Below are 18335 nucleotides of genomic sequence, written 5' to 3' on the forward strand. Positions count from 1 at the left end.
ATAACCCCAAGTAGACGAGCCGATAGGGAGCGTGGCACTATGGACCGCGTGATTTTCCCCGGGGTGTGGCTCGCAGCTCGCCGCCACATTGATCTCAAGCGCGTCAACAGCGCTTTCTGTCGCATCTAGCGACGTCTCGGCCCCGATTTGTCCCCGATTCCCTGGGGATGCCGGCACGTTTCAGCCCGTAACTCGTGCAACGAACGCCGGCCCTGTGCGCCGGCACAGGAGAGTTCATGACGTCCACCACCGACGCCCCCGCCGCTTCCGGTCCGGGTGCACCGAACGACGCTGCCGCTGCAGAGCCGGCCGCCGCGAAGCCCGCGCGCCCGGCCCGCAAGGCCCGTCCGACCAAGCGCCGCGCCGAGGGTCAGTGGAAGCTCGGTTATCGCGAGCCGCTGAACCCCAACGAGCAGGTCAAGAAGGACGACAACCCGCTCAACGTGCGTGCGCGCATCGAGAACATCTATTCCAAGCAGGGTTTCGACTCGATCGACAAACAGGACCTGCGCGGCCGGATGCGCTGGTGGGGTCTCTACACCCAGCGCGCCGAGGGTTACGACGGCACCTGGACCGGCGACGAGAACATCGACATCCTCGAGGACAGCCACTTCATGATGCGGGTGCGCTGCGACGGCGGTGCGCTCAACGTCGCTCAGCTGCGCACCCTCGGTGAGATCTCCACCGAGTTCGCCCGCGACACCGCCGACCTCTCCGACCGGGAGAACGTCCAGTACCACTGGATCCGCATCGAGGACGTCCCGACCATCTGGGAGCGCCTCGAGGGCGTGGGGCTGCAGACCACCGAGGCCTGCGGCGACTGCCCCCGCGTCGTGCTGGGTTCGCCGCTCGCCGGCGAGTCCCTCGACGAGGTCCTCGACCCCACCCCGGCCATCGACGAGATCGTCCGCCGCTACATCGGCGACCCGAAGTACTCGAACCTGCCGCGCAAGTTCAAGACCGCGATCTCGGGCCAGCAGGACGTGGTCCACGAGATCAACGACGTCGCGTTCGTCGGCGTCGTGCATCCCGAGCACGGCCCCGGACTGGACCTCTGGGTCGGCGGCGGATTGTCCACCAACCCGATGCTCGCCCAGCGCGTCGGCGCCTGGGTGCCGCTCGACGAGGTGCCCGACGTCTGGGAGGCCGTGGTCTCGATCTTCCGCGACTACGGGTACCGGCGTCTGCGCGCCAAGGCGCGGCTGAAGTTCCTCATCAAGGACTGGGGCATCGAGAAGTTCCGCCAGGTGCTCGAGGACGAATATATGGGGCGCAAGCTGATCGACGGCCCGGCGCCGGAAAAGCCGGAGCGTCCGATCGACCACATCGGTGTGCAGAAGCTGAGCAACGGACTCAACGCGATCGGCTTCTCCCCCATCGCCGGTCGCGTCTCGGGCACGATCCTGACCAAGACCGCCGACGCGGTCGCCGCGGCCGGTTCCGACCGTGTGCGCTTCACCCCGTACCAGAAGCTGATCGTCCTCGACGTCCCCGACGACAAGGTCGAGTGGCTGATCGACGAGCTCAAGCCGCTCGGCCTGCACGGCCGGCCCACGCGGTGGCGCCGGAACCTGCTGGCGTGCAGCGGCATCGAGTTCTGCAAGCTGTCGTTCACCGAGACCCGCAAGCGCTCGCAGGTCCTCGCCCCGGAACTGGACGAGCGGCTGGCCGACATCAACGCGAAGCTCGACGTGCCGATCACGGTGAACATCAACGGCTGCCCCAACTCCTGCGGACGGTCGCAGATCGCCGACATCGGCTTCAAGGGACAGCTCGTCGAGGACGCCGACGGCAACCAGACCGACGGCTTCCAGGTCCACCTCGGCGGCAGCCTGGGCCTGGACTCGGGTTTCGGTCGCAAGTTGCGCCAGCACAAGGTGCTGGGTACCGAACTGGGCGACTACATCGAGCGCGTGGTCCGCAACTTCGTCGACCAACGCGAAGAGGGTGAACGGTTCGCGCAGTGGGCCGTTCGTGCCGATGAGGAGGCGCTGCGATGACCATCGAGACCACCACCCGTACGGGCCGGCGCTTCAGCGAGGACCAGCTGCGGGACATCGCCGAGAAGGGTGCTGCGGACCTCGGTTCCGACGCCACCCCGGAGGAATTGATCCGCTGGACCGCGCAGACCTTCGGCACCAACTTCGTCGTCGCGTCGAACATGCAGGACGCGGCCCTGGTCGACCTCGCCGTGAAGAACATCGACCGTGAGTTGCTCGACGGCGACCCGGTCAAGGTGCTCTTCCTCGACACCGGGTACCACTTCGCCGAGACCATCGGCACCCGCGACGCCGTCGAGCAGGTCTATAACCATTCTGCCCCTCGCTTCGCTCGACCGGGCGTGGAGATGGTGAACCTGACCCCCGAGCACAGCGTCGCCGAGCAGGACGAACTGTTGGGCCGCAACCTCTTCGCCCGCGACCCGGGCGAATGCTGCCGACTGCGGAAGGTTGTGCCGCTCAAGGCCGGGCTCGCCGGGTACGACGCGTGGATCACAGGCATCCGTCGTGTGGAGGCACCGACTCGGGCCAACGCCCCGCTCATCTCCTTCGACGAGGGCTTCGGACTGGTCAAGATCAATCCGATCGCGGCCTGGTCCGACGAGACGATGCAGGACTACATCGACACCAACGGCGTGCTGGTGAATCCGCTCGTCGACGAGGGATATCCCTCGATCGGGTGCGCACCGTGCACCGCCAAACCCGAACCCGGATCCGATCCGCGCAGCGGCCGCTGGGCCGGTCGCGCCAAGACAGAATGTGGGCTGCACGCATGACCGTGACCGAAACACCGTCCGTTCCGGCGACGCCCGGCGTGGCCGCTGCCCAGACGAGCGGCGCCGCCGCGGAGGCCGACGAGTTCACCACACTCGACGCCCTGGAGTCCGAGGCGATCCACATCTTCCGCGAGGTCGCGGGAGAGTTCGAGCGGCCGGTGATCCTGTTCTCCGGCGGCAAGGACTCCACCGTGCTCCTGCACGTCGCGCTCAAGGCGTTCTGGCCTGCGCCCCTGCCCTTCTCGCTGCTGCACGTCGACACCGGGCACAACCTGCCCGAGGTCCTCGAGTTCCGTGACCAGGTCGTGGAACGGCACAACCTGCGGCTGCACGTGGCCAAGGTGGAGGACTACCTCGCCGACGGCCGGCTCACCGAGCGCCCCGACGGGGTCCGCAACCCGCTGCAGACCATCCCCCTGCTCGACGCGATCACCGAGAACCGTTTCGACGCGGTGTTCGGCGGTGGTCGGCGCGACGAGGAGCGGTCGCGCGCCAAGGAGCGGATCTTCTCGCTGCGCAACGCCTTCGGCCAGTGGGACCCGAAGCGACAGCGCCCCGAGCTGTGGAACCTCTACAACGGCCGCCACGCCCCGGGCGAGCACGTGCGGGTGTTCCCGCTGTCGAACTGGACCGAGCTCGACATCTGGCGCTACATCGCTCGCGAACAGGTGCTTCTCCCGTCGATCTACTACGCCCACGAGCGCGAGGTCTACCAGCGCGACGGCATGTGGATGACCTCGGGAGTCTGGGGCGGTCCCCGCGAAGGCGAAGAGGTGCAGCGACTCTCGGTGCGCTACCGCACCGTCGGCGACGGCTCCTCGACCGGCGCGGTCCTGTCCGACGCCACGGACAACGAGGCCGTGCTCGCCGAGGTCGCCGCGTCGCGGCTGACCGAGCGTGGCGCCACCCGTGGCGACGACCGGGTCTCCGAGGCCGCCATGGAAGACCGTAAGCGCGAAGGATATTTCTGATGAAGCACGCTCCTGATCTCCTCCGCATCGCGACCGCGGGCAGCGTCGACGACGGTAAGTCCACGCTGGTGGGCCGCCTGCTGTACGACACGAAATCCGTTCTGGCCGACCAGATCGACGCGGTCACGAAGGCGTCGGTGGACCGCGGTCTCGACACCCCGGACCTGTCGCTGCTCGTCGACGGGCTGCGGGCCGAGCGCGAACAGGGCATCACCATCGATGTCGCCTACCGCTACTTCGCCACTCCCGCGCGCTCGTTCGTGCTCGCCGACACCCCCGGGCACGTCCAGTACACCCGCAACACGGTGTCGGGTGCGTCGACTGCGCAGCTGGTGATCCTGCTCGTCGACGCCCGCACCGGCGTCGTCGCCCAGACCCGCCGCCACGCCGCGGTGATGGCCCTCCTCGGCGTGCCCCAGCTGGTGCTCGCGGTCAACAAGATCGACCTCGTCACCGATCAGGCGTCGGTGTTCGCCGAGATCTCCGCTGAATTCGCCGAACTCACCCGGTCGCTGGGCTGGTCCGACGAGCAGGTCACCGCGATCCCGGTGTCGGCGCTGCACGGCGACAACGTGGCCCACCGCTCGGAGACCACCGCCTTCTACGACGGGCCGACACTCATCGAGCATCTCGAGACCGTGCCCAATCTGGTGGAGCGCAACGACGTCGGCCTGCGGTTCCCGGTCCAGTACGTCATCCGTCCCCGCACGCCGGAACACCCCGACTACCGTGGTTACGCGGGTCAGATCGCCGCCGGCCGGGTCTCCGTCGGCGACGAGGTGGTCGTCCTGCCGTCGGGGCAGCGGACCACCGTCAGCCAGATCGACACCGCCGACGGCGAATTGCCCACCGCGCACACCGGACGCAGTGTCACGATTCTGCTGGCAGACGACGTCGACATCTCGCGCGGCGACCTCATCGCCGCCGCCGCTGACGCCCCGGAACCGTTGCAGCAGTTCAGCGCAACGGTCTGTTGGCTCGCCGAGAAGCCGCTGCGCCCGGGCGCTCGCCTGCTCCTCAAGCACGGCACCAAGACCACCCAGGCGATCGTCGGCGCCCTCGACGCGCTGTTCGACGAGCAGAACCTCGCCCTGGTGGAGGCTCCGGAATCGGTGGAGCTCAACCAGATCGTGCGGATCTCGGTGCAGACCGCCGAGCCGATCCCGGCCGACGACTACCAGGTCAACCGGGAGTCGGGCAGCTTCCTGGTCATCGACCCGCAGGGCGGGAACACGCTGGCCGCGGGCCTCGTGGGCGACGCCTTGGCGCCGCTCCATCTCAAAGAGTTGGTGTGACACCGACTCTCGTCCTCGCCGCACACGGCAGTCGCGATCCGCGCTTCGGCGCGACCGCGCGCCGTGTGCGGAACGCCGTCGCGTCGAGCCTGCCCGGTGTCGAGGTGGTGCTTTCCTATCTCGACCTCGACGAGCCACTCGTGGGCGACGTTCTCGGACAGCTCGACGGGGCGCATTCGACGCACCACGGTCCGGTCGTCGTACCGATGCTGCTGTCGGCGGGGTACCACCACAAGATCGACCTACCGTCGATCATCGCGTCGCGACGACCGACCGCCCGGCAGACCGACGTCATGGGGACCCGGTCGTTGGCCGGGGCACTGGCGGACCGTCTGATCGAGGCCGGCCTCGGCCCGCACGACGGTGTGATCCTGTCCGCGGTCGGGTCCTCCGACCCGGCCGCCGATCGTTCGGTGCGCCTACGGGCGATCGAACTGTCGACACGGCTCCACCGTCCGGTCGAGGTGGTCTTCGCGACCAAGCTGGGGCCGCACGATCGCGCCGTCGTCTCGGCCGTGCGCCGACTCCGCGCCGGCGGTGCCCGACGTATCGCGGTGAGTCCGTACTTCCTGTCGGCCGGACTGCTCACCGAGCGGGTCGAGTCGGCGCTCGACGCCCTGGTCGACGACACCCTCGTCGCCGGTCCCCTCGGCACCCATCCGGACGTCATCGAGGCGATCGGGTCGCTCTACCGCACGGCGGCGGATCAACGAGTGGTGCCCGCTGGGTACCACCCCGCTCCTTGAGGGGACCCTCAGGTCCCAGCCCCTGCTCCCTGAGGTGCGAGGAGCGCAAGCCGCCGGGCCGAGCAAGCGACGAAGGAGCGCGTCGAGGTCGACGAGCCACGAAGGGCGGGCGAGGCACGTCACCACCCCCTTCGTGGCTCGCTTCGCTCGCACCTCAGGGAGCATGAGAAACAAGCCGCGAAGCGGATGACGCTCAGCCCGTGACAAGCCAGGCGATGATGACCAGGACCAGCAGCGCCAGCAGCGCGAAGGTGACCGGCGAGCGCAGTATCTTCTTCACAATCCGGTCCCGTCGTCGTCAGCGAAGCGGCGTCGGTCGACCAGCGTGGCAGCGGCGTCGACCAGCAAACTGAGCACGTAGGCGATGAGGATCGCCACCGGGATCACGACGGCGACGGTCACCAGCAACTGGGGCACGAAGGACAGGCCCGTGAGCCACTCCTCCACGCTGTCCCACCAGTCGAAGAACGCCGACACCTCATCACCCCGTCATCTGTGCATCCGTTCCCGCGGGCAGCCGTATATCCGTCCGCGGCGTCTGCGTCGCTCCGAGTCCGTGATCACCGCCACTGTCTCCCTCACGGGAGCCGAGTGGCGTCGGCGAGAACCCGTCGCGATGATGGAACTCATGTCTGTCGCAGATGACTCCACCGTAACGTCCCTGCCGACCGTGCCGCCGCGGGCATCCGGGACCGCGGCCGACGTCTCCCCGGCGGCTCCTCCGGCTCCGTCGCACACGAGCGCCTTCCCGCCGATCGGCGACTACGCGTTCCTGTCCGACACCGAGACCAACTGTCTCATCGCGCGCAACGGCTCCGTCGAGTGGATGTGCATACCCCGGCCCGATTCACCGAGCGTCTTCGGCGCCATCCTCGACCGTAGTGCCGGCCACTTCCGACTGGCGCCCTACGGCGTGAACGTCCCGGTGGATCGGCGCTACCTGCCCGGCAGCCTGATGGTCGAGACCACCTGGCAGACCGACACCGGTTGGATCATCGTCCGTGACGCACTGGTCATGGGTCCGTGGCACGACAACGAACGTCGTTCGAAGACGCACCGCCGGACGCCCACCGACTGGGACGCCGAGCACATCCTGCTGCGCACCGTGCGCTGCGTGTCCGGCACCGTCGAACTGCACATGAGTTGCGAACCCGCCTTCGACTACCACCGCGGGACGACGAAGTGGGAGTACTCGGGCCCGGCCTACGGCGAGGCGATCGCGACCGCCAAGGACACCGATGCCGACACGCCCACCTTGAAACTCACCACGGACCTCCGGCTGGGTCTGGAGGGTCGCGAAGCGCGGGCACGTACCCGGCTCGTCGAAGGCGACAACCGCTTCGTCGCACTCAGCTGGTCCCGGCAGCCGGCGCCGCAGAACTTCGAGGAAGCCGCCCAGAAGATGTGGGCGACAAGCGAGTCGTGGCGGCAGTGGATCAACATCGGCAGCTTCCCCGATCATCCGTGGCGCTCACATCTGCAGCGTTCGGCCCTCACGCTGAAGGGACTCACCTACTCCCCGACCGGCGCGCTGCTCGCCGCCGCGACCACGTCGCTGCCGGAAACGCCTCAGGGCGAGCGCAACTGGGACTACCGCTATGCGTGGGTGCGGGACTCGACCTTCGCCCTGTGGGGTCTGTACACGCTCGGTCTCGACCGCGAGGCCGACGACTTCTTCTCCTTCATCGCCGATGTCTCGGGCATCACCAACGGGGAACGTCATCCGCTGCAGGTGATGTACGGCGTCGGCGGCGAACGCACCCTGGAAGAGGAAGAGCTGACCCATCTCTCGGGCTACGACGGCGCCCGGCCGGTCCGTATCGGCAACGGCGCGTACAACCAGGCACAGCACGACATCTGGGGCACGATGCTCGACTCGGTGTACCTCAACATCAAGTCGCACGAAGCGGTGCCGGAGACGTTGTGGCCCGTGCTGAAGGCCCAGGTCGAAGAAGCGATCAAGCACTGGAAGGATCCCGACCGCGGCATCTGGGAGGTGCGCGGGGAGCCGCAGCATTTCACGTCCTCGAAGGTCATGTGCTGGGTCGCCCTCGACCGCGGGTCACGCCTCGCGACGATGCACGGCGAGCAGGCCCACGCGCGCGAGTGGGCCGCGATCGCGGAGGAGATCAAGGCCGACGTCCTGGCGCACGGGGTCAACGAGCGCGGGGTGTTCACCCAGCGTTACGGCGACGACGCGCTCGATGCCTCGTTACTACTCGTCCCGCTGCTGCGATTCCTGCCGCCGGACGACCCCCGGGTGCGCGCAACGGTTCTCGCGATCGCCGACGAACTCACCGAGAACGAACTGGTGCTCCGCTACCGGGTCGAGGAGACCGACGACGGCCTCAGCGGCGAAGAGGGTACGTTCACCATCTGCTCGTTCTGGCTGGTGTCGGCCCTCGTCGAGATCGGCGAACTGCCACGGGCGAAGACGCTGTGTGAACGACTGCTGTCCTACTCGAGCCCGCTCAAGCTGTACGCCGAGGAGATCGACGCCAAGACCGGACAGCACCTCGGCAACTTCCCGCAGGCGTTCACCCACCTCGCCCTCATCAACGCGGTGATGCATGTGATCCGCGCCGAGGAAGCCGCCCACCAGGCCACCTTCCAGCCGGCGAATCACTGAGCGCGACGAGCCGAAACGCGCTCAGTCCAACCGCCAGTCCTCGTAGGCGCGTGGGTCGTTGATCGGTTCGACATGCAGGGTCACGGTGAGATCGTCGACCGCGGCGCGGAGTTCGTCCTCGATCGTCTCGGCCAGATCGTGCGCGCGCTGCACCGACCAGTCACCGGGGACGAGCATGTGCAACTGGACGAACCGTTCGTGGCCGGCCTCCCGCGTGCGGACGTCGTGGAAGTCGATCCGGTCGGCGCGGTGACGCGCGAGGACGGCGTCGATCGCGGCGCGCAGGTCGTCGGGCAGCGCCGAGTCCATCAGTCCCGCACCGGATCGCCAGACCAACCGTCCGCCCACGACGAGGATGTTGGCAGCCACCGCGATGGCGATCAGCGGGTCGAGCGGCAGCCAGCCGGTCACGGCGACCAGGAACACACCGACCACCACGCCGGCCGTCGTCCACACGTCGGTCATGAGATGCCGGCCGTCGGCTTCGAGGGTCAGCGACCGATGACGTCGACCGGCGCGGATGAGCACCCAGCCGACGACCGCGTTGACCACCGTCGCGCCCACCGAGATCGCCAGTCCCATGCCGACTTCGTCCAGTTCCTCCGGGTGGAGCAGGCGGTCGACGGCCGTCGCGACGATGACGACCGCCGCGACGACGATCATCACCCCCTCGAACACCGCCGAGAGGTATTCCGCCTTGGTGTGCCCGAAGTTGTGGCTCCGGTCCGGTGGCTTCGCCGCCACCCGCAGCGCGACGAACGCACCGATCGCCGCAACGAGGTTGACGGTGGACTCCAGCGCGTCGGAGAGCAGACCGACCGAGCCGGTGACCCGCCAGGCGATTAGTTTGAGACCGATCACGACGATCGCGGTCACGATGCTCAGCACCGCGAACGCCGACAGGTCCCGGCGCGGGGTGCGCGTCGTCGTCATGACCGGGACCCGATCAGGCCGCGAGCCCCCGGCGCCGCAGCAGCGGTTCGATACGCGGCCGGCGACCGATCAGGCCCTCATGTGCGACAAGCGGATCCACGCTGTCGCCGCGGGAGAGAGTGGCGTCGGCGAACCGGCGGCCGTTCTCGCGACGCAGCCCGCCCTCGGCAAGGAACCACTGCTCGGTCTCGGCGTCGAGTACCTCCGACCAGATGTAGCTGTAGTAGCCGGCGGAGTAGCCGCCACCGAAGATGTGGTTGAAGTACGAGCTCCGGTAGCGCGGCGGGATCAGTTCGGTGTGCAGGCCCGCGTCGGTGAGCGCCCGCGCCTCGAAGGCCTCGACATCGGCCACCGCCTCGGCCTCCGCCACCGACAACCGGTGCCAGGCCAGGTCCAGCGAGGATGCGGCGAGGTATTCGATGGTGCCGTGCGCGGACTCGGCTCCCGCCGACTCCCGCGCCGCATCGGCGAGCTCGGCCGGGATCGGCTCTCCGGTCTCGTGATGCCGGGCATAGTTCGCCAGCACGTCCGGGTGCAGCGCCCACATCTCGTTCACCTGCGACGGGAACTCGACGAAGTCCCGCGGTACCGACGTCCCGGATTGCGACGGGTAGTCGACCGACGACAGCAACCCGTGCAGGGCGTGCCCGAACTCGTGGAAGAGCGTGGTGAGCTGATCCATCGTGAGCAGACACGGTTGTCCGGCATCGGGTTTGGTCAGGTTCAGCACGTTCACGATGATCGGCTGGGTGTGCAGGACCGACGACTGGTCGACGATGTTGTTCATCCACGCCCCGCCGCGTTTCGACGGTCGGGCGAAGAAGTCGCCGAGGAAGAGCCCGATACCGACGCCCGCGTCGTCGCGTACCTCCCAGGCGCGCACATCCGGGTGGTACAGCGGGAGATCGGTGATCTCCCGAAAGCTGAGGCCGTACAGCTTGTTCGCGGCGAAGAAGACACCCCTGGTCAGCACCGCGTCCAGTTCGCAATAGTTCGCGAAGTCGTCGAGCGGCACCGCCGAGTGCGACCGCTTCTCCCGATCGAGCCAGAAGGTGAGATCGGCGGGGCCGATCGGCGCGTCACCCGCGAACTCGGTGAGCCGGGTGAGTTCGCGGCCACCGGCACGCATGGCCGAGGAGTTGAGCTCGCGCAGCATGTCGTCGACGGCCCCCGGGTCCGGCGCCGTCTGCTCGGCGATCACGTATTCGGCGTGGTCCCGGTAGCCGAGCATCTCTGCTCGGCGTGCCCGCAGGCGGACGATCTCGAGGACCAGTTCCCGGGTGTCGTGTTCGTTGCCTCGGGCGCACCGCCCCACCGACGCGTCGAACACCCGCCGGCGCACATCGGCATTCGTCACTTCGGTGAGCACCGACTGACTCGTCGGCAGTTCGAGCGTGAGGAGGTATCCGCTGTCGTGCCCGGCCTCGCCGGCGGCACGGCTGGCGGCGGCGATCTGTCCGGCCGACAGACCGTCCAGTTCGGCGGCATCGTCGACGAGCACCGCCGAGTCGTTGGTGTCGTCGAGGATCTTCTGGGAGAACGTCGTCGTGAGATAGGCCAGGCGGGAAGCGATCTCCCGCATCTCACCCTGTGCGTCGGGGTCGAGTCCGGCTCCGGCGCGGACCGATTCCCGGTACCGCTTGTCGAGCAGCCGGCGCTGGGCTTCGGTGAGATCGAGTTCGTCGGCGCGCGAGTGGAGGTCGGAGATCCGTTCGAAGAGAACCGGATTCATTGCGATCGTGTTCGAGTGATCGGTCAGGAGCGTCGACAGCTCCTGGGAGATCGCGTTGCGTCTGGGGTTCGTGTCGGGTCCGACGAGGTTGAAGAAGATCCCCGACGCGCAGGCCAGGTCGCGCCCCGACAACTCCAGGGCTTCGATCGTGTTGGTGAAGGTGGGCGCCGCGGGATCGGCCGCGATCGCCTGCACCTCGGCCACATGCGACGCCATGGCCTCGGTGAACGCCGGCAGGAAGTCGTCGTCGGAGATCGACGCGAAGTCGGGGAGGTCGTAGGGCAGGCCGCTTTGCGCCAGTACCGGATTGGCGCCCTGTGCTGCGGTCATCGTCTCCCGCTCCCGGTCTGCCCGTCGCCCATCACTTCCCCTTCGGCTTGTCACCCACCGCGTCGGTGGAGAGCGCGGCCACGAAGGCCTCCTGCGGGACCTCGACGCGGCCGATGGTCTTCATCCGCTTCTTGCCCTCTTTCTGCTTCTCGAGCAGTTTGCGCTTACGGCTGATGTCGCCGCCGTAGCACTTCGCGAGCACATCCTTGCGGATGGCTCGGATGTTCTCGCGCGCAATGATCTTCGAGCCGACGGCGGCCTGCACCGGAACCTCGAACTGCTGGCGCGGGATGAGCTCCTTGAGCTTGATCGCCATCCGGTTGCCGTAGGCATAGGCGGCGTCCTTGTGGACGATCGCACTGAACGCGTCGACGGCCTCGCCCTGGAGCAGGATGTCGACCTTCACCAGATCGGCTTCCTGCTCGCCCGCCTCCTCGTAGTCGAGGCTGGCATAGCCACGCGTCCGCGACTTCAAGGCGTCGAAGAAGTCGAAGATGATCTCGGCCATGGGCAGCGTGTACCGCAGTTCCACGCGCGTCTCCGACAGGTAGTCCATCCCGCCGAGCTCACCTCGACGCGACTGACACAGCTCCATGATCGCGCCGATGAACTCGCTCGGCGCGATCACGGTGGTCTTGACGATGGGTTCGTAGATGTGCCGGGTCTTGCCTTCCGGCCAGTCCGACGGGTTGGTCACCACATGCTCCGAACCGTCTTCCATGACCACCCGGTAGACGACGTTTGGGGCCGTCGAGATCAGGTCGAGGTTGAATTCGCGCTCGAGACGCTCGCGGGTGATCTCCATGTGCAGCAGACCGAGGAAGCCGCAGCGGAAGCCGAACCCAAGCGCGACCGAGGTCTCCGGCTCGAAGGTCAGTGCGGCGTCGTTGAGCTGCAACTTCTCGAGCGCCTCGCGCAACACCGGGTAGTCGGACCCGTCGAGCGGGTACAGCCCCGAATAGACCATCGGTCGCGGCTCGCGGTACCCCGTCAGCGCCTGCTCGGCACCCCGGCGGGCGGTGGTGACGGTGTCACCGACCTTCGACTGGCGAACGTCCTTCACACCCGTGATCAGGTAACCGACCTCGCCGACACCCAGCCCCGTGGTCGGCTTCGGTTCCGGGGACACGATGCCCACCTCCAGCAGTTCATGCGTGGTGCCGGTCGACATCATCAGGATCTTCTCCCGCGGCACGATCTTGCCGTCGACGACACGGACGTAGGTGACCACGCCGCGATAGGTGTCGTACACCGAGTCGAAGATCATCGCCCGCGCCGGGGCGTCGGAATCGCCCACCGGAGCCGGCACCTTCCGGATGACCTCGTCGAGCAGCTCGGTGACCCCGACGCCGGTCTTGCCCGACACACGCAGCACGTCTTCCGGCTCGCAACCCACGATGTGCGCGAGTTCGGCCGCGTAGCGCTCGGGGTCGGCCGCGGGCAGGTCGATCTTGTTGAGCACCGGGATGATGGTGAGGTCGTTCTCCATCGCCAGATACAGGTTGGCGAGGGTCTGGGCCTCGATGCCCTGCGCGGCGTCGACGAGCAGGACAGCTCCCTCGCACGCCTCCAGAGCGCGGGACACCTCGTAGGTGAAGTCGACGTGCCCGGGGGTGTCGATGAGGTGCAGGACGTAGTCCTCGTCGCCCTCCGCCGACTTCACCGTCCAGGGCAGACGGACGTTCTGCGCCTTGATGGTGATGCCGCGCTCGCGCTCGATGTCCATTCGATCGAGGTACTGCGCCCGCATCTGCCGCTCTTCGACGACGCCGGTGAGCTGCAGCATCCGGTCTGCCAGCGTCGACTTGCCGTGGTCGATGTGGGCGATGATGCAGAAGTTCCGGATACGTGCCGGATCGGTGAAGGTGGTGTCGGCGAAGGTGGGAATGGAACTACTCCTCGAACGAGAACTTCGGTAGAGAACGGGTACGGATACGGGTTGTCCTCCAGTTTCTCATGAGCACCCCGCGTGGCGCGTCCGGCCACGTCGCACCCTTCGAGACGGCCCTCCGCAGGCTCCGGGCCTCCTCAGGGATCGGAGAAGTCCGCGAGCACCTCCGAAGGCGCTACGGTGGCAGCCGTGTCCGCGTCCACCGTCACCACCATCGAGTCCGACGACGTCGCCGCCGAGGTACACCGGCCGGGGATCCCGGCACGTGCCACGCTCGTCCTCGCCCACGGCGCAGGCGGCAACCGCGACGCCGTGATCCTGCGCGCCCTGGCCGAGGAACTGTGCGACCGCGGGTTCGTCGTCGCCCGGATCGACCTGCCGTATCGACGGCGCCGACCCAAGGGCCCGCCCAGCCCGTCCGCCGCCGCCGCCGACCGGGACGGCATCCGTGCCGCATGCGCAACGTTGCGCGCCGAGTCCGACGGGCCGCTGATCGTCGGTGGGCACTCCTATGGCGGGCGACAGTCCTCGATGGCCGTCGCCGAGGACGGAACAGCTCTGGCCGACGGCCTGCTGCTGACGTCGTATCCGCTGCATCCGCCGGGCAAGCCCGACCGGCTGCGCACCGAACACCTGCCGTCGATCACCGTCCCGACCCTCGTGGTCCACGGGAGCACCGACCCGTTCGGCACCACCGACGAGATGACCCGCGCGATCGGCCTCATCGATGCGCCGACACACATCGTCGAACTCGAGAAGGTCGGACACGACCTCAACCCGAAGAGAAAACCCACCGCAGCCCTCACCGCGGACGCGGTCGAGGACTTCCTGCTACCCCACATCTCCGGAGAGGACTCCTGACGATGACCAGTCGCGACGCCCGGCCCGCACTTCGGCCGACAACCGATCTCGCCCGCACCATCAGCTATTCCCCCGACCTCGACGGCGACGCCGACCCCGGCGAGATCGTGTGGACCTGGGTCGCCTACGAGGACGACCCGAACCAGGGAAAGGACCGGCCGGTCCTGGTCGTGGGCCGGGACGCCCGCGCCGACCGATCCGACACCGTGCTCGGGCTCATGCTGTCGAGCAAGGACCACCGGGACGACGGCAACTGGCTCCCCGTCGGGTCGGGCGGATGGGATTCCCAGGGCCGGCCGAGCTTCGTGCGCCTCGACCGTGTACTCGTCGTCGACGACGACGGCATCCGCCGGGAAGGCGCGATCCTCGACCGCACGACGTTCGACGCCGTCGCGCAGGAACTCCGCGGGCACTACGGCTGGCGGTGACCCGGAGGACGAAACCCTAGGCGAGCCGGGTGATCTCGACGATGACGTCGAGGTCGGTCGCGCCGCCGCCGGTGTAGATACCCTTCAGCGGCGACACATCGGCGTAGTCACGACCAACGCCCACCGACACATGCTGCTCGGTGATCGGGGTGTCGTTGGTCGGGTCGTAGCCCCACCAGCCGCCCGTCCACGCCTCGATCCAGGCGTGACTCTGACCCTGCACCGTCTTGTCGATCTCGGCGTCGGGTTCGGGATGGAGATACCCCGACACGTACCGGGCGGGGATGCCCAGCCCGCGGAGCATCAGCAGGGTGAGGTGCGCGTAGTCCTGACACACGCCCTTGCGGTCGGTCCACGCGTCGACCGCGGTGGTGTGCACGCCCGTCGTGCCGGGGACGTACTCCATCTCGGTGTGGATGAAGCGACACACCGCCTCCACCGCCTCCTCGGGGGTGAGCCCCTTGGTCACCTTCTTCGCGGTCGACAACAGTGACCGGTTGCGGGCGACATACGGTGTGTAAGACAGCATCTCGTCATATCGGTCGATGACGTGATCGCTGTTCACGTCGTCCCACGAGACCTGATCCTCCTCGTCGGGGCGTTGTCCGGCCTCGGTTTCGACGACCGACAGCCCCGAGACCTCGAGTTCGTTGTGCGGCGCGTGCAGATCGAAGGCGGTGACCGCGGTACCCCAATAGTCGGTGTACCGGTAGGACCTCGTCGCCGGGACGGTCTCGACCCGGTTGACGATCACGTTCTGGCGGGCGTCGCTGCGCGGGGTGAGCCGGGCCTCGTTGTACGACGAGGTGACCGGACTGTGGTAGGCGAAGCCCGTGGAATGGACAACACGCAGACGCCAGCTCACAGCTCACTCTCCTCGATGACATGCCCGTCGCTGACGCGGGCGTCGGCCCACGAGACATAGGGCGACACATGGAAATACTGCTTCGTGACCGCCTCGTTGACCGCGCGGCAGGTGTCCTGCAGGTCGACGAGCCGGTCCTGCAGATCGTCGAGCAACTTCCCGGGCTCGAGGAACTCGAGCGAGCTGCGCGCGCGGCCCAGCAACAACTGCGCCTCGGCCTGGGCCCCGACCCGGCTCGGCCCACTCTCGAGCTGGCCCAGATTGCGCTCGGCGACGCTGAGGGCGTGGAAGATGGACCGCGGGAACAACCGGTCGAGAAGCATGAACTCGACGATGTTCTCCGCGTCCAGCACACCGCGGTAGGTCCGCAGGAAGGTGTCGTGCCCGCCGGCGGACACGAGGACGTTCACCCAGGCCGGCGACGTCGTCCGATCTCCGGCGCGGGACAGCAACATCCGGATGGTCATGTCGACCCGCTCCACCGACCGGCCCAGCAGCAGGTACCGGTAGCCGTCGTCGTGGCTGAGGGTGGCGTCCGCGAGGCCCGCGAACATCGCCGCCCGGTTCTTCACGTACGACAGGAACTCGTGGGGACCGAGGCGACGCGAGCGCCGTTCGGCGCCGTCGAGTCCGTTGTAGGTGGTGTTGAGGCATTCCCACAACTCGCTGGACGTGACTTCGCGTGCGCCCCGGGCGTTTTCCCGCGCCGCCCGGATCAGGTCGACGATCGACCCCACCGCGTCGGCGTCGTAGGCGACGCGTTCGGTCAGCGACCAGACATCGAGCTCGTCGTCGTCCTCCGGCGTGGTGAGCCCGAGCACCTGGATGATCAGGCGTGCCTGCCGGTCGACGTCGACCGTGGTGTCCTCGAGGATCTGGTGGATCGCGACATCGAGGATGCGCGCCATGTCGTCGGCGCGCTCGACGTATCTGCCGATCCAGTAGAGCGATTCGGCGTTCCGCGCCAGCATCATCGGACGTCACCGCCCTGCTGCTGTGTCATGTCGCCGGACGTGGCCGTCGGACTCGGTTGCGGCGTCATGCCATCCATCTGCTGCGTCCCACCCAACTGCTGCATCATGGAGCCCATCTGCTGCATCATCGAACCCTGCTGTTGCTGTTGAGTCTGCGTGTGCACCGGGTCGGGGGCGCTCTCCGCCGGCCGGGCGGCGGCGACACCGCTCGTCGTCACGACCTTCGCGCCCGACAACTCCCGGTCCCCCTCGGAGGCGCGCGAGGCCAGCACCCAGGTGTCCTTGGAACCGCCGCCCTGGCTCGAGTTGACGACGAGCGATCCCTCCGGCAGCGCCACCCGGGTCAGGCCACCGGGCAGGACCCACACGGACTCACCGTCGTTGACCGCGAACGGACGCAGGTCGACGTGGCGTGGTCGGATGTCGTCACCGATCTTCGTCGGTACCGTCGACAGCTGCACGACCGGCTGTGCGATCCACCCGCGCGGATCGTTGCGGACCTTGCGTGCCAGTGCGTCCAACTCGGCGCCGGTCGCGTCGGGGCCGAAGACGATGCCGTAACCACCCGATCCCTCAACGGGTTTCACGACGAGTTCGTCGATGCGGTCGAGCACCTCCTCGCACTCGTCGGGGAGCCAGCAGCGCAGGGTGTCGACGTTCTGGAGACTCGGCTTCTCGCCGAGGTAGTACTGGATGATCTCCGGCACGTAAGTGTAGATCAGCTTGTCGTCGCCGACGCCGTTGCCGACCGCACTGGAGATCACCACGTTGCCCGCGCGTGCGGCGTTCAGCAGCCCCGCCACGCCGAGCATCGAATCCGGCCGGAACTGCATGGGATCCAGGAAGTCGTCGTCGATGCGGCGATAGATGACGTCGACCCGCTGCTCCCCCTCGGTCGTGCGCATGTACACGACATTGTCGCGGCAGAACAGGTCACGACCCTCGACCAGCTCGACGCCCATCAGGCGTGCGAGGAGCGAGTGCTCGAAGTAGGCCGAGTTGGCCACGCCCGGGGTCAGCACGACGATGTTCGGGTCGGCCTCGTTGAACGCCGCCGACGCGCGCAGCGCGCGCAGGAGGTGGCTCGGATAGTCGGCGACCGCACGCACCTTGTGTTTGGAGAACAGGTCCGGGAAGACGCGGGCCATCGCGCGCCGGTTCTCGAGCACATAGGAGACGCCCGACGGCGACCGCAGATTGTCCTCGAGGACCCGGAAGTCGCCGTTCTCGTCGCGGATCAGATCGATACCCGCGACGTGGATGCGAACACCGTTGGGCGGCCGAATGTTTGCCGCCTGTCGATGGAAGTGCTCACAGGAGTGGACGAGTCGCTTGGGCAACACCCCGTCGCGCAGGATCTCCTGCTCGCCGTAGATGTCGTCGAGGAAGAGTTCCAGCGCCTGTACGCGCTGGGTGATACCCGCCTCGAGCTTGTTCCACTCCGCGGCCGAGATCACCCGTGGTACAACATCCAACGGGAAGGGGCGTTCCTTGCCGGACAGCGAGAACGTCACACCCTGGTCGAGATAGGCACGCCCGAGGGCCTCCACACGGGCCTCCACGAGGTCGGACTGATCCTCGTCAGCCATGGCCTTGTAGATACCGCGGTACGGTGTCCGCACCTCACCGGCGGCATCGAACATCTCGTCATATGCCTTGCCGTACGGGCCTTTTGCGTACCCGCCGAAATTGCCGGTGAAGTTCTCCCCGGTGGTCGCGTCGCCCGCGCCCTTCGCCGACCGGCTGCCGGAACCGGAACCCTTGGTCGAACCGGACTTGGCGGAGGCCGTCCGTCCCGACGAGGTGGACGACGCCGCTTTCGCGGCTGCGGACTTACGCGCCGCCTTCTTGGCTGGCGCACTTGTCGATGCGGGGGTCATAAACTGCCATGGTGCTACAGAATG

The 18335-nt window shown here is 67.7% G+C and carries 15 protein-coding genes; 8 read left to right on the forward strand and 7 right to left on the reverse strand.

What is annotated here, in order from left to right; genetic code table 11:
• Positions 1-236 precede the first annotated feature (236 nt).
• Genes QAD21_RS15920 through QAD21_RS15940 form a run of 5 tightly spaced genes read left to right on the forward strand, consistent with a single transcriptional unit; the run spans position 237 to position 5788 of the window.
• On the forward strand, positions 237-2000 hold the full coding sequence (locus tag QAD21_RS15920; protein ID WP_205333883.1) for a nitrite/sulfite reductase: 1764 nt from the start codon (positions 237-239) through the stop codon (positions 1998-2000).
• On the forward strand, positions 1997-2776 hold the full coding sequence (locus QAD21_RS15925) for a phosphoadenylyl-sulfate reductase (protein ID WP_055475483.1): 780 nt from the start codon (positions 1997-1999) through the stop codon (positions 2774-2776). Before QAD21_RS15920 ends, QAD21_RS15925 begins: the two co-directional genes overlap by 4 nt.
• The gene (gene cysD / locus QAD21_RS15930; protein WP_176455919.1) at positions 2758-3747 is read left to right on the forward strand and encodes a sulfate adenylyltransferase subunit CysD; all 990 of its coding nucleotides are present in this window, start codon (positions 2758-2760) and stop codon (positions 3745-3747) included. The genes QAD21_RS15925 and cysD overlap by 19 nt, the downstream gene beginning before the upstream one ends.
• On the forward strand, positions 3747-5042 hold the full coding sequence (locus tag QAD21_RS15935; RefSeq protein ID WP_078112901.1) for a GTP-binding protein: 1296 nt from the start codon (positions 3747-3749) through the stop codon (positions 5040-5042). The genes cysD and QAD21_RS15935 overlap by 1 nt, the downstream gene beginning before the upstream one ends.
• Positions 5039-5788 (forward strand): CbiX/SirB N-terminal domain-containing protein, encoded by a 750-nt coding sequence (locus QAD21_RS15940; protein WP_055475486.1) that lies wholly within the window; start codon positions 5039-5041, stop codon positions 5786-5788. Before QAD21_RS15935 ends, QAD21_RS15940 begins: the two co-directional genes overlap by 4 nt.
• Before the next feature lie 276 nt (positions 5789-6064).
• Here the strand turns inward: QAD21_RS15940 and QAD21_RS15945 are convergent, their stop codons facing one another.
• Complete coding sequence (locus QAD21_RS15945; protein WP_055475487.1) at positions 6065-6265, reverse strand: hypothetical protein; 201 nt, start codon at positions 6263-6265, stop codon at positions 6065-6067.
• Between the two features lie 151 nt (positions 6266-6416).
• Here QAD21_RS15945 and QAD21_RS15950 point away from each other — a divergent pair, with 151 nt between their 5' ends.
• Entirely contained in the window at positions 6417-8417 is a 2001-nt protein-coding gene (locus QAD21_RS15950) for a glycoside hydrolase family 15 protein (RefSeq protein ID WP_055475526.1), read from the forward strand.
• A 21-nt stretch (positions 8418-8438) separates the two neighbouring features.
• Here the strand turns inward: QAD21_RS15950 and QAD21_RS15955 are convergent, their stop codons facing one another.
• The 3 genes from QAD21_RS15955 to lepA are packed head-to-tail and all read right to left on the reverse strand — an operon-like array spanning position 8439 to position 13300.
• Positions 8439-9350 carry a cation diffusion facilitator family transporter gene (locus QAD21_RS15955; RefSeq protein WP_055475488.1) on the reverse strand — a complete coding sequence of 304 codons (912 nt, stop codon included), beginning with the start codon at positions 9348-9350 and terminating at the stop codon, positions 8439-8441.
• 13 nt (positions 9351-9363) lie between these two features.
• The gene (locus tag QAD21_RS15960) at positions 9364-11412 is read right to left on the reverse strand and encodes a M3 family metallopeptidase (RefSeq protein ID WP_205333496.1); all 2049 of its coding nucleotides are present in this window, start codon (positions 11410-11412) and stop codon (positions 9364-9366) included.
• A 31-nt stretch (positions 11413-11443) separates the two neighbouring features.
• Entirely contained in the window at positions 11444-13300 is a 1857-nt protein-coding gene (gene lepA / locus QAD21_RS15965) for a translation elongation factor 4 (RefSeq protein ID WP_078112904.1), read from the reverse strand.
• Between the two features lie 183 nt (positions 13301-13483).
• Here lepA and QAD21_RS15970 point away from each other — a divergent pair, with 183 nt between their 5' ends.
• Both QAD21_RS15970 and QAD21_RS15975 read left to right on the forward strand, forming a co-directional pair.
• Positions 13484-14164: an alpha/beta fold hydrolase gene (locus tag QAD21_RS15970; protein WP_205333495.1), complete on the forward strand. Its 681-nt coding sequence runs from the start codon at positions 13484-13486 to the stop codon at positions 14162-14164.
• A 2-nt stretch (positions 14165-14166) separates the two neighbouring features.
• Positions 14167-14592, forward strand: a complete 426-nt coding sequence (locus QAD21_RS15975; protein WP_205333494.1) for a type II toxin-antitoxin system PemK/MazF family toxin — start codon at positions 14167-14169, stop codon at positions 14590-14592.
• A gap of 16 nt (positions 14593-14608) precedes the next feature.
• Here QAD21_RS15975 and QAD21_RS15980 read toward each other — a convergent pair whose 3' ends face one another.
• From QAD21_RS15980 to QAD21_RS15990, 3 genes are read right to left on the reverse strand one after another with little or no spacing between them, the layout of a single operon-like run.
• Positions 14609-15457 carry a transglutaminase family protein gene (locus tag QAD21_RS15980; RefSeq protein WP_058252095.1) on the reverse strand — a complete coding sequence of 283 codons (849 nt, stop codon included), beginning with the start codon at positions 15455-15457 and terminating at the stop codon, positions 14609-14611.
• Positions 15454-16431 (reverse strand): alpha-E domain-containing protein, encoded by a 978-nt coding sequence (locus QAD21_RS15985; protein WP_205333493.1) that lies wholly within the window; start codon positions 16429-16431, stop codon positions 15454-15456. Before QAD21_RS15985 ends, QAD21_RS15980 begins: the two co-directional genes overlap by 4 nt.
• A complete protein-coding gene (locus QAD21_RS15990; RefSeq protein ID WP_205333492.1) occupies positions 16428-18311 on the reverse strand; it encodes a circularly permuted type 2 ATP-grasp protein in 1884 nt (627 codons plus the stop codon). The genes QAD21_RS15985 and QAD21_RS15990 overlap by 4 nt, the downstream gene beginning before the upstream one ends.
• Positions 18312-18335: the final 24 nt, after the last annotated feature.

It is taken from the genome of Gordonia sp. SMJS1 (assembly GCF_029866425.1).
In the GTDB taxonomy this organism is placed as follows: Bacteria; Actinomycetota; Actinomycetes; order Mycobacteriales; family Mycobacteriaceae; genus Gordonia; species Gordonia hongkongensis.

Bases quoted from the DNA above. Each gene is read 5' to 3' on its own strand.
- QAD21_RS15950 (WP_055475526.1), top strand. From the start codon at position 6,417: ATGTCTGTCGCAGATGACTCCACCGTAACGTCCCTGCCGACCGTGCCG.
- QAD21_RS15935 (WP_078112901.1), top strand. From the start codon at position 3,747: ATGAAGCACGCTCCTGATCTCCTCCGCATCGCGACCGCGGGCAGCGTC.
- QAD21_RS15985 (WP_205333493.1), bottom strand. From the start codon at position 16,431: ATGATGCTGGCGCGGAACGCCGAATCGCTCTACTGGATCGGCAGATAC.
- cysD (WP_176455919.1), top strand. From the start codon at position 2,758: ATGTGGGCTGCACGCATGACCGTGACCGAAACACCGTCCGTTCCGGCG.
- QAD21_RS15925 (WP_055475483.1), top strand. From the start codon at position 1,997: ATGACCATCGAGACCACCACCCGTACGGGCCGGCGCTTCAGCGAGGAC.
- QAD21_RS15975 (WP_205333494.1), top strand. From the start codon at position 14,167: ATGACCAGTCGCGACGCCCGGCCCGCACTTCGGCCGACAACCGATCTC.
- QAD21_RS15955 (WP_055475488.1), bottom strand. From the start codon at position 9,350: ATGACGACGACGCGCACCCCGCGCCGGGACCTGTCGGCGTTCGCGGTG.
- QAD21_RS15960 (WP_205333496.1), bottom strand. From the start codon at position 11,412: ATGACCGCAGCACAGGGCGCCAATCCGGTACTGGCGCAAAGCGGCCTG.
- QAD21_RS15920 (WP_205333883.1), top strand. From the start codon at position 237: ATGACGTCCACCACCGACGCCCCCGCCGCTTCCGGTCCGGGTGCACCG.
- QAD21_RS15990 (WP_205333492.1), bottom strand. From the start codon at position 18,311: ATGACCCCCGCATCGACAAGTGCGCCAGCCAAGAAGGCGGCGCGTAAG.